The organism is Mycobacterium sp. (genome assembly GCF_002863225.1).
GTDB lineage: Bacteria > Actinomycetota > Actinomycetes > Mycobacteriales > Mycobacteriaceae > Mycobacterium.
The window spans coordinates 123995-134550 of record NZ_PKEK01000026.1 but is presented as its reverse complement, the minus strand read 5'-3'; the positions used below and the strand labels follow the sequence as shown (position 1 = coordinate 134550).

At 68.6% G+C, this 10556-nt stretch carries 10 protein-coding genes and 2 pseudogenes; 11 read left to right on the top strand and 1 reads right to left on the bottom strand.

Translation table 11 applies throughout. The features are described 5' to 3' along the window. Window positions 1-188: 188 nt before the first annotated feature. Window positions 189-1979, top strand: a pseudogene (gene ftsH / locus CYU59_RS06965) (ATP-dependent zinc metalloprotease FtsH); the annotation flags it as partial. On the opposite strand, the pseudogene CYU59_RS28965 reads toward ftsH, so the two are convergent. Then, a pseudogene (locus tag CYU59_RS28965) lies at window positions 1960-2025 on the bottom strand (hypothetical protein); the annotation flags it as partial. The pseudogenes ftsH and CYU59_RS28965 sit on opposite strands and share 20 nt — an antisense overlap. 499 nt (window positions 2026-2524) lie before the next feature. Between CYU59_RS28965 and folE the strand changes: the two are divergent. From folE to CYU59_RS06915, 10 genes are all read left to right on the top strand, one after another. After that, a complete protein-coding gene (folE, locus tag CYU59_RS06960; RefSeq protein ID WP_292980818.1) occupies window positions 2525-3133 on the top strand; it encodes a GTP cyclohydrolase I FolE in 609 nt (202 codons plus the stop codon). Beyond that, the gene (gene folP, locus CYU59_RS06955; RefSeq protein WP_292980815.1) at window positions 3130-3963 is read left to right on the top strand and encodes a dihydropteroate synthase; all 834 of its coding nucleotides are present in this window, start codon (window positions 3130-3132) and stop codon (window positions 3961-3963) included. The genes folE and folP overlap by 4 nt, the downstream gene beginning before the upstream one ends. A 2-nt stretch (window positions 3964-3965) precedes the next feature. Beyond that, the gene (gene folB / locus CYU59_RS06950; RefSeq protein ID WP_292980813.1) at window positions 3966-4355 is read left to right on the top strand and encodes a dihydroneopterin aldolase; all 390 of its coding nucleotides are present in this window, start codon (window positions 3966-3968) and stop codon (window positions 4353-4355) included. A gap of 52 nt (window positions 4356-4407) precedes the next feature. Beyond that, a complete protein-coding gene (folK, locus tag CYU59_RS06945; protein ID WP_292980811.1) occupies window positions 4408-4947 on the top strand; it encodes a 2-amino-4-hydroxy-6-hydroxymethyldihydropteridine diphosphokinase in 540 nt (179 codons plus the stop codon). Further along, window positions 4947-5432: a DUF3180 domain-containing protein gene (locus CYU59_RS06940; protein WP_292980809.1), complete on the top strand. Its 486-nt coding sequence runs from the start codon at window positions 4947-4949 to the stop codon at window positions 5430-5432. Before folK ends, CYU59_RS06940 begins: the two co-directional genes overlap by 1 nt. Window positions 5433-5530: 98 nt before the next feature. Continuing rightward, window positions 5531-7333, top strand: a complete 1803-nt coding sequence (locus CYU59_RS06935) for a DUF6779 domain-containing protein (protein WP_292980807.1) — start codon at window positions 5531-5533, stop codon at window positions 7331-7333. 111 nt (window positions 7334-7444) lie between these two features. After that, window positions 7445-8356, top strand: coding sequence for a DUF2520 domain-containing protein (locus CYU59_RS06930; protein WP_292980804.1), 912 nt, complete (start codon window positions 7445-7447; stop codon window positions 8354-8356). Then, a complete protein-coding gene (gene panC / locus CYU59_RS06925; RefSeq protein ID WP_292980801.1) occupies window positions 8353-9297 on the top strand; it encodes a pantoate--beta-alanine ligase in 945 nt (314 codons plus the stop codon). Before CYU59_RS06930 ends, panC begins: the two co-directional genes overlap by 4 nt. After that, a complete protein-coding gene (panD, locus tag CYU59_RS06920) occupies window positions 9297-9704 on the top strand; it encodes an aspartate 1-decarboxylase (protein WP_292980798.1) in 408 nt (135 codons plus the stop codon). Before panC ends, panD begins: the two co-directional genes overlap by 1 nt. A gap of 13 nt (window positions 9705-9717) precedes the next feature. Beyond that, complete coding sequence (locus CYU59_RS06915; protein ID WP_292980796.1) at window positions 9718-10533, top strand: type III pantothenate kinase; 816 nt, start codon at window positions 9718-9720, stop codon at window positions 10531-10533. Window positions 10534-10556: the final 23 nt, after the last annotated feature.

Genomic DNA, 10556 nt, shown 5'->3' with positions numbered 1-10556 from the left:
CCACGGGGTCAAATGGTGGTGACCCGCTGCGCTCGGCCTGCGGCCGACCTGGCGATCACCACGGGGTCAAATGGTGGTGACCCGCTGCGCTCGGCCTGCGGCCGACCTGGCGATCACCACGGGCGGTAACCTGGACTATTCCAGCTGCGTGTATCGGGAAGGACCTGGCCGGCAACGGCCGATGATTGATGAACCGTAAAAACGTGATCCGCACGCTCACGGCCATCGCAGTCGTGCTTCTGCTTGGCTGGTCTTTCTTCTATTTCAGCGATGACACCCGCGGCTTCAAGCCGGTCGACACCTCGGTGGCGATGGCCCAGATCAAGGGCGGCAACGTCAAGAGCGCCCAGATCGACGATCGCGAGCAGCAGGTCCGGCTGACGCTGAAGAGCGCCGCCACCGGCACCGAGGGCTCCGACAAGATCGTCACGCATTACCCGACCGGCTACGCCGTTCCGCTGTTCGACCAGCTGAACGGTAAGGACGCCCAGGTCGGCACCGTCGTCAACCAGGGCAGCATCATCGGTTCGATCGTGGTCTACGTGCTGCCGCTGCTGCTGCTGGTCGGCTTGTTCATGATGTTCTCCCGCATGCAGGGCGGCGCCCGGATGGGCTTCGGCTTCGGCAAGTCGCGGGCCAAGATGCTGAACAAAGACATGCCCAAGACCACCTTTGCCGACGTCGCCGGGGCCGACGAGGCGGTCGAGGAGCTCTACGAGATCAAGGACTTCCTGCAGAACCCGTCGCGGTATCAGGCGCTGGGCGCCAAGATCCCCAAGGGTGTGCTGCTCTACGGCCCGCCTGGAACCGGTAAGACCCTGCTGGCGCGCGCGGTCGCCGGCGAGGCGGGAGTGCCGTTCTTCACCATCTCTGGATCCGACTTCGTCGAGATGTTCGTCGGCGTCGGCGCCTCACGGGTACGTGACCTGTTCGAGCAGGCCAAACAGAACAGCCCCTGCATCATCTTCGTCGACGAGATCGACGCCGTCGGCCGTCAGCGCGGCGCCGGACTCGGCGGTGGCCACGACGAGCGCGAACAGACGCTGAACCAGCTGCTGGTCGAGATGGACGGCTTCGGTGACCGCCAGGGCGTCATCCTGATCGCGGCGACCAACCGCCCCGACATCCTGGACCCGGCGCTACTGCGGCCCGGCCGGTTCGACCGCCAGATCCCGGTGTCCAGCCCTGACCTGGCCGGCCGGCGCGCGGTGCTGCGGGTGCACTCCCAGGGCAAGCCGTTCGGCCCCGACGTCGAATTCGACGGCCTGGCGAAGCGGACCGTCGGGATGACGGGCGCTGACCTGGAGAACGTCATCAACGAGGCGGCGCTGCTGACCGCCCGCGAGAATGGCACCGTCATCACCGGAGCCGCCCTGGAAGAGGCGGTCGACCGGGTGGTCGGCGGCCCGCGGCGCAAGGGCCGGATCATCAGCGAGCAGGAAAAGAAGATGACGGCCTACCACGAGGCCGGGCACACGCTGGCCGGCTGGGCGATGCCGGGCATCGACACCGTCTACAAGGTGACGATCCTGGCCCGCGGCAACACTGGCGGTCACGCTCTGGCGGTGCCGGAGGACGACAAGGGCCTGCAGACCCGCTCGGAGCTGGTCGCCAAACTGGTGATGGCACTGGGCGGTCGGGCGGCCGAGGAATTGGTCTTCCACGAGCCGACCACCGGCGCGGTGTCCGACATCGAGAAGGCCACCAAAGTCGCCCGCGCCATGGTCACCGACCTCGGTATGAGCTCCAAGCTGGGTGCGGTCAAGTACGGAACCGAAGGCGGCGATCCGTTCCTGGGCCGCACGATGGGCACGCAGGCGGACTACTCGCACGAGGTGGCCCGTGAAATCGACGAGGAAGTACGCAAACTCATCGAGACCGCGCACACCGAGGCCTGGGAGATCCTGACCGAATACCGCGATGTGCTCGACACTCTGGCCGGTGAGCTCCTGGAGAAGGAGACACTGCACCGCGCCGAGTTGGAAGCGATCTTCGCCAACGTGGAAAAGCGCCCCCGGCTAACACTTTTCGACGACTTCGGTGGTCGCATTCCGTCGGACAAGCCGCCGATCAAGACGCCGGGTGAGCTTGCGATCGAGCGTGGCGAGCCCTGGCCGAAGCCGGAGACCGAGCCGGCTTTCAAGGCGGCCATCGCAGCGGCGGCGCGGGATGCCGCGCGGGCCGAGGCGGAGCGAACCGCCAACGGCAACAACGGTTCTCACGGCAGTTCCAACGGCGGCCAGCAACCTTCGACGCAACCCGACTACGGTGCGCCGGTCGGCTGGCACGCGCCGGGATGGCCCCCTCCGCAGCAGCCGGGCTACTGGTACCCCCCGCAGAATCAGCCGCCACAGCACTGGCCGGCGCCACCACACCAGCCCGCGGGTCAGCCCTACCCGCCGTATCCGCCGTATCCGCCGCCCGGTGCACCCGCGCCGGAGACGGGCCAGCCCGCCGACCCACCCGGCGGCGGGACCGGACCGTCCAACCCCTCGACGCACGGTTGACACGAACGGAGTCTGCGATGGCGCAGCACAATTCCCATACTGCGACTCTGAACGGCCGGGTTTTCGATCAGCCGCGCGCCGAGGCCGCCATCCGCGAATTGCTCATCGCCATCGGTGAAGACCCGGACCGGCACGGGCTGCTGGACACCCCGGCCCGGGTCGCGCGCAGTTACCAGGAGATGTTCGCCGGCCTCTACACCGATCCGGATACCGTGCTGGACACCACCTTTGACGAGCAGCACGACGAGTTGGTGTTGGTCAAGGAGATCCCGCTGTACTCCACGTGTGAGCACCATCTGGTGGCGTTCCACGGCGTCGCTCACGTCGGTTACATCCCCGGACACGACGGCCGGGTGACGGGCCTGTCCAAGATCGCCCGACTGGTCGACCTGTACGCCAAACGCCCGCAGATCCAGGAGCGTCTCACCGCTCAGATCGCAGATGCGCTGATGCGCAAGCTGGATCCGCGCGGAGTCATCGTCGTGATGGAAGCCGAGCATCTGTGCATGTCGATGCGCGGCGTTCGCAAGCCGGGCGCGGTCACCACGACCTCGGCGGTGCGTGGACAGTTCAAGTCCGACAACGCACTTCGAGCCGAGGCGCTCGACCTGATCCTGCGCAAGTGAGCACGGCGCACGTTCAGATCATGGGGGTGGTGAACGTCACCGATGACTCGTTCTCGGATGGCGGCCGGTATCTCGATGTCGAGCGTGCGGTGCAACATGGTTTGGCACTGGCTGCCGACGGGGCGTCGATCGTCGACGTCGGAGGCGAATCCACCCGGCCCGGTGCGGTGCGGGTCGACCCGCGGGTGGAGACCGACCGTGTCATCCCCGTGATCAAAGAGCTTGCTGCGCAAGGAATCACCGTCAGCGTCGACACCATGAACGCGGGTGTGGCGCGGGCCGCGCTGGAGAACGGCGCCGCGATGGTCAACGATGTCTCCGGTGGTCGTGCCGACCCGGCTATGGCCGATGTACTGGTCGAGGCGGATGCGCCGTGGGTGCTGATGCATTGGCGCTCGGTGTCGGCCGAGTCTCCGCATCAGGTGCCGCCGTACCGCGACGTTGTCGCCGAAGTGCGTGACGAGTTGATGGCCGGTGTCGACACCGCGGTTGCCGCGGGGGTGAACCCGGCCAAGCTGATCGTCGATCCCGGATTGGGCTTCGCCAAGTCGGCCCAGGACAATTGGGCGCTGTTGCATGCGTTGCCCGAATTGGTGGCCAACGGCTTCCCGGTCTTGGTCGGGGCGTCGCGCAAGCGCTTCCTGGGTAGCTTGCTCGCGGATTCACAAGGCGCGGTGCGGCCGCCGGACGGTCGCGAGACGGCGACAGCGGTGGTGTCTGCGCTGGCCGCACTGCATGGCGCCTGGGGGGTTCGGGTACACGACGTGCGAGCTTCGGTCGATGCTGTCAAAGTGGTCGAGGCATGGACGCACGCAGGGAACGGTGATTAGCGATGGCTGATCGAATCGTGTTGCGGGGACTGAAGGTTCGCGGCAATCACGGCGTATTCGACCACGAGCGCGCCGAGGGGCAGGACTTCGTCGCCGACATCACCGTGTGGATCGACCTGGCGGATGCCGCTACCAGCGACGACTTGGCGGACACCTACGACTACGGCGTCCTGGCGGAAAGGGCCGCCGCCGTCATCGCGGGCCCGGCCCGTAACTTGATCGAGACGGTCGCCGGCGAGATCGCCGACGACGTGATGAAAGACGATCGGGTGCACGCTGTGGAGGTGACGGTGCACAAGCCGCAGGCTCCCATCCCGCTGACCTTCGACGATGTCGCGGTGGTGGCCCGCCGGTCTCGACGGGGCGGCCGAGGGCAGGTGGTGCCGGCGTGATCGCCCTCGACGACATGGAAACCGGCGAATCCGGAGCGGAGGATTGGCGCCCATGACACGCGTCGTGCTGTCGATCGGATCCAACATCGGCGACCGCCTGGCCCGGCTGCAGTCGGTGCTCGACCGACTCGGCGACTCGGTGCAGGCGGTGTCGCCGGTATACGAGACGGCCGCCTGGGGCGGGGTGGAGCAGGGCGCGTTCCTCAACGCGATCGTCATCGCCGACGACCCGACGCTCGACGGGCAGGGCTGGTTGCGTCGCGCGCAGGAGATGGAACTCGCCGCGGATCGCGTGCGCGGCCAGAAGTGGGGCCCACGCACACTCGATGTGGACTTGGTCTGCTGCCACGTGACGTCGCCGGACGGCGACAGCGAGCTGTTCTCCCTGGAAAACGGCCTGACGCTGCCGCATCCGCTGGCCCACCTGCGGGCCTTCGTGTTGATTCCCTGGCTGGCCGTCGACCCCGACGCGGTGTTGACGGTGGCCGGCGGCACCCGCTCGGTCGCCCGGTTGATCGCCGAGCTCGACACGTCCGACCGCGCCGGTGTGCGGCACACGGATCTCGCCCTCGAGCCGCGCCCCGAAAGCTGATGGGCCCCACCCGGAAACGTGAGCTGGCGGCCGCGGCACTCGGCACGGCGGCGGCGGGATACCTGGTAGTCGTCGCCATGTACCGGTGGTTTCCGCCGATCACGGTGTGGACGGGTTTTTCGTTGTTCGCGGTCGGTGTCGTCGAGGCGGTCTGGGGACGCCATGTGCGAGCGAAGATCGCCGCCGGCGAGATCGGCGACGCCTCAGGCTGGCTGCACCCGCTGTCGGTCGCCCGCACGGTGGTGATCGCCAAGGCGTCGGCCTGGGTGGGGGCATTGGCGTCGGGATGGTGGATCGGCGTGCTGGTCTACCTTCTGCCTCGGCGGTCGTGGCTTCGGGTGGCCGCTCAGGACAGCGCCGGGACGGTGGTGGCGACGCTGAGTGCGCTCGCCCTGGTGGCCGCCGCGCTGTGGTTGCAATACTGCTGCCGATCGCCCGGCGATCCCGGTGAGAACGGCGACATCGGCGAGGGCGTGGAAAGTTAGCTGGCCCCGGTGACCACGGGAATTCGGCGGTTAGTCCAGGTGAGAAACGCCGGAGCGCGGCGACACGCGCAGTGACCTAGGGCCGGTACAGTCGGGCCATGACCGATCTGTCCCGCGGCGTCCGCATGCGGCGCAGCGGCCGCAGACCCGGTTGGGTGCTGCTGACGGCGTTGCTGGTTCTTGCGATCGGCGCCAGTTCGGCGCTGGTCTTCACCAGCAAAGTCGAATTGCTCAAACTCGCGGTCATCCTCGCGCTGTGGGCCGCCGTCGTGGCGGCGTTCGTCTCGGTGATCTACCGCCGGCAAAGCGATGTGGATCAGGCCCGGGCGCGGGACCTGAAGCTGGTGTACGACTTGCAGCTGGACCGGGAGATCTCGGCGCGGCGCGAATACGAGCTGACCGTGGAGTCGCAGCTCCGCCGCGAGCTGGCTTCCGAACTGCGGGCTCAGGCGTCGGACGAGGTGTCGGAGCTCCGCGCCGAGCTGGCGGCGCTGCGTACGAACCTGGAGATCCTGTTCGACGCCGAGCTCAGCGATCGGCCCGCGCTGGAGGGCGAACGCCGAGCCGTGCGCGGCTACTCCGAATGGGATCGCGAGAACGAGAGCGCCCGAGAGCTCGTCAACCGGGTCGCTTCGGTGCGGGCCGAAGAACCCGCCCGACGGGCCGACGACACCATCATCGATGTGCACGAGGAGCCACTGGTTCCGCCACCGCCTCAGCCTCAGCCTCCGCCGCAGCGGCAGCCGGCAGCCGGCAGCTACCACCAGGCCTACGCCCCGCAGCCACACGAGGCATACGCGCCGCCGCGTCCGAGCCGGGCCCCGGAAGTGACTGAGCCGGAGAGCGGTTCGCACTGGCGTCCCAGCGAGCCCGAAACACCCCCCGCCCGCCAGGAGCCGGTGCCGACCGGTGGTTGGCAACCGCCGCAGGCGCCCCCGGCGCCCGCCGGACCCAACCAGCGGCCACCCGAGGGCCGCGGCTGGCCTCAACCGCCGGCCCAGCCCGCCGGGTGGGTCGCACCCGGATCCTCGCCTACGACCGGGCCCCAGCGATTCGAACCGCCCCAGCCGCCGAAACGCTCACATCGTCGTGCCGACGACACCCCGCCTGCTGACCCGCCGTCGGCGCCGCTCCCGCGTCCGGACGTGCGGCCCCAGCCAGAACCGACACCCGCACAGTTCGCCCCGAGCCCGAGCCCGAGCCCGAGCCCGAGCCCGACGCCCACGAAGCCGGAGCAGCAGCAGGAGCCGCAGCAACGAGAGCCGTCGCAGCAGCAGCCGCGGATCCCGTGGCCGCCGCCCGGTGAGGCGCCGCGTCAGCCGGAGCAGCCGGCGTCCTGGCAGCCGGTCAGCCCAGAGGGTCAGTGGCTGCCCCCCGGAGCTCCCGGCAGCAACTGGAACTCCGGTCAACCCGAGGGGCCCGCGCCGGCATCGTGGGCCTACGACAACGGGCCGTCCCGCGACAAGCCGTCGCATCGAGCCCCGGGCATCGGTGACCCACCCGCGGAGACGCCCGCCGAGCGGCGTGGCCGCCACTCCAGCGGACCCGTCGAATCGGCGCCGGACCAGACCGACGAGCCGCAGGCCGAGTGGAGTGAGTCGGGCCGTCGAGCCAGGTCTCGCCACTCGACCGGCCCGGCCGACGCCGGGTCCGCCGACACCGAGTCTCCGCCTCCGGTGATGTCACCTCCGCCGGCTCCACCACCACCGCCACCGGCGGCAGCCCCGGACCGGGGCCCGGCGATGTCGCCCCCGCCCGCGGCCAGCGCCCGGCACCGCGGCGCGGACCCGCTGTCGGAGTCCGGTGAACCACCGTCCGGCGGCCAGTCGGTGGCCGACCTGCTGGCGCGGTTGCAGACCAGCCCGTCGGAGGGCGGGCGGCGCCGACGCCGCGAAGACTGAGGCGAACACCACAGTGTGCAGCTGACGCGTCGCGGTAGCATCTCCTACGACCGTCCGGTACCCGCTACGCGGGACTGGAACGAAACCAAGGACTTGTGAGGGTCGTCTGCGATGGTGCAGTTCGACGGATTGCGGCCGGCTCGGCTCAAGGTGGGGATCATCTCCGCCGGCCGGGTGGGAACCGCGCTGGGCGTGGCGCTGGAACGCGTCGACCATGTGGTTGTTGCCTGCAGCGCCGTTTCCCACGCATCCCGGCAGCGCGCCGAGCGCTGGCTGGCGGACACTCCGGTGGCCCCGGTGCCCGATGTCGCCGCCGGCGCCGAGTTGCTGCTGTTGGCCGTGCCGGACACCGAATTGTCCGGGCTGGTAACGGGTTTGGCGTCGACCCAAGCGGTGCGGCCGGGCACCATCGTGGTGCACACCTCGGGTGTCAACGGCATCGACGTGCTGGCCCCGCTGAGCTCTCGAGACTGCATTCCACTGGCCATTCATCCGGCGATGACGTTCACCGGGTCCGACGAGGACATCTCACGCCTGCCCGACACCTGCTTCGGCATCACCGCGGCCGACGAAGTCGGTTACGCGATCGCGCAGTCGCTGGTGCTCGAGATCGGCGGTGAACCGTTTCGGGTTCCCGAGCACGCGCGCACGCTGTATCACGCGGCCCTGGCCCACGCCGGCAACCACATCGTCACCGTGGTCACCGATGCCCTCGATGCGCTGCGGGCCGCGGTCTCCGGCACCGAGCTACTCGGGCAGCAGCTTGTCGACGATCAGCCCGGCGGCATCGCCGAGCGCATCCTGGGACCGCTGGCCCGCGCGGCGCTGGAGAACACGCTGCATCGCGGACAGGCGGCCCTGACCGGCCCGATCGCGCGCGGCGACGCCGGCGTCGTCGCCGGTCACCTGCGTGCGCTGCAGCTGGTCGACCCGCAACTGGCGCAGGCCTACCGGGCGAACGCGATGCGCACGGCCGAGAAGGTGCACGCACCCGAAGACGTGCTCGAGGTGCTTGCGCGATGAGCAACAGACGGCCGCCGAAATTCAACGCCGGCGAACTCAACCTGTATGTGGAGCCCGGTGACGTCAGGCAGATCAGCCGGGCGTTACGTCACACCGGTCGACGGGTGATGCTGGTGCCGACCATGGGTGCACTGCACGACGGGCACCTGGCGCTGGTGCGGGCCGCCAAGCGCGTGCCCGGATCGGTGGTCGTGGTCTCGATCTTCGTGAACCCGTTGCAGTTCGGCGCCGACGAGGATCTCGACGCCTACCCGCGGATCCTCGAGTCTGACCTCGCCCTGCTGCGCGGTGAAGGAGTTGAAATAGCCTTCACTCCAAGCGCTTCGGGAATGTATCCGGGTGGACCGCGGACCACGGTGTACCCCGGACCGCTCGGCTCGGAACTCGAGGGTGCTGTGCGGCCCACGCATTTCGCGGGCATGCTGACGGTGGTCTGCAAACTGCTGCAGATCGTTGCCCCCGACCGAATCTTCTTCGGCGAGAAGGACTATCAGCAGCTGGTCTTGGTTCACCAGATGGTCTCCGACCTCGACATCGACGTCCAGGTTGTCGGCGTGCCGATCGTGCGTGAAACCGACGGTCTGGCGATGTCATCACGCAACCGCTATCTCAGCGCCTCCGAGCGCGACCTGGCCGGCATCCTGTCGGCCGCGCTGCTGGCCGGATCACACGCCGCGCCGGGAGGCGCGCAGGCCGCGCTGGACGCCGCCAATTCGGTGCTCGCGGAGGTCCCTTCGATCGAGGTGGACTACCTCGAGGTGCGTGACGGCGGCCTTGGACCGGCCCCCGTCACCGGAGCCGGCCGACTGCTGGTCGCCGCGCGACTGGGCAGGACCAGATTGCTGGACAACGTCGCAATTGAGATCGGAACCACCGTCGGCGCCGACGGGTTGATGCCCGCCGCACCAGCCGAGCCTCTCGAATCACATTGGAGGAACTGATGATACGGACAATGCTCAAGTCAAAGATCCACCGTGCGACAGTCACGCAGGCCGACCTGCACTACGTGGGTTCGGTGACTATCGACGCCGATCTGATGGACGCGGCAGACCTGCTCGAAGGTGAGCAGGTGACCATCGTCGACATCGACAACGGTGCCCGGCTCGTCACGTACGCGATCACCGGCAAACGCGGCAGCGGTGTGATCGGAATCAACGGCGCGGCTGCACATCTCGTGCATCCCGGTGATTTGGTGATCCTGATCGCCTACGCCCAGATGGAAGACGCCGAGGCACGTAGCTACCAGCCCAGGATCGTCTTCGTCGACGCCGACAACAAGGCCATCGACCTGGGCAGCGACCCCGCCTTCGTGCCGGCCGACGCGGGCGAGCTGGTCTCACCGCGATGAAGGCCCGCTAGCCGTGCTGCTGGCCATCGACGTCCGCAACACCCACACCGTGGTCGGACTGTTGTCGGGCGCCAAGGATCACGCGAAAGTCGAGCAGCAGTGGCGGATCCGGACCGAGTCCGAGATCACCGCCGACGAGCTGGCGCTCACCATCGACGGGCTCATCGGCGACGACTCCGAGCTGCTCACCGGGGCCACGGCGCTGTCCACAGTTCCCTCGGTGCTGCACGAAGTTCGGGTGATGCTCGAACAGTACTGGCCGACGGTGCCGCACGTGTTGATCGAGCCCGGTGTCCGCACCGGCATCCCGCTTCTGGTCGACAACCCGAAGGAAGTCGGTGCCGACCGGATTGTCAACTGCCTGGCGGCTTTTCAGAAGTACAACACCGCCGCGATCGTCATCGACTTCGGTTCCTCGATCTGCGTCGACGTGGTGTCGGCCAAAGGTGAATTCCTCGGCGGAGCAATCGCGCCGGGCATCCAGGTCTCCTCGGACGCCGCCGCGGCCCGCTCGGCCGCCCTGCGGCGGGTCGAGCTGACCCGGCCCCGTTCGGTGGTCGGCAAGAACACCGTCGAATGCATGCAAGCCGGCGCGGTCTTCGGTTTCGCCGGTCTGGTCGACGGCCTGGTCGGCCGGATCCGGGCCGACGTCGACGGCTTCGCCGGCGACAACGTGGCCGTGGTGGCGACCGGTCACACCGCTCCGCTGCTCCTCGCCGAGCTGAGCTCCGTGGACCATTACGACCAGCACCTGACCCTGCACGGGCTGCGCCTGGTGTTCGAGCGCAACCGCGACAGCCAGCGCGGACGACTCAAGACCGCACGCTGAGGCTGCTTCGCGCGAAACGGAAG

Coding starts and splice junctions, on each gene's coding strand:
- folE (WP_292980818.1), top strand. CDS start 2,525: ATGGCGCAGCACAATTCCCATACTGCGACTCTGAACGGCCGGGTTTTC.
- folB (WP_292980813.1), top strand. CDS start 3,966: ATGGCTGATCGAATCGTGTTGCGGGGACTGAAGGTTCGCGGCAATCAC.
- folK (WP_292980811.1), top strand. CDS start 4,408: ATGACACGCGTCGTGCTGTCGATCGGATCCAACATCGGCGACCGCCTG.
- CYU59_RS06940 (WP_292980809.1), top strand. CDS start 4,947: ATGGGCCCCACCCGGAAACGTGAGCTGGCGGCCGCGGCACTCGGCACG.
- CYU59_RS06935 (WP_292980807.1), top strand. CDS start 5,531: ATGACCGATCTGTCCCGCGGCGTCCGCATGCGGCGCAGCGGCCGCAGA.
- CYU59_RS06930 (WP_292980804.1), top strand. CDS start 7,445: ATGGTGCAGTTCGACGGATTGCGGCCGGCTCGGCTCAAGGTGGGGATC.
- panC (WP_292980801.1), top strand. CDS start 8,353: ATGAGCAACAGACGGCCGCCGAAATTCAACGCCGGCGAACTCAACCTG.
- panD (WP_292980798.1), top strand. CDS start 9,297: ATGATACGGACAATGCTCAAGTCAAAGATCCACCGTGCGACAGTCACG.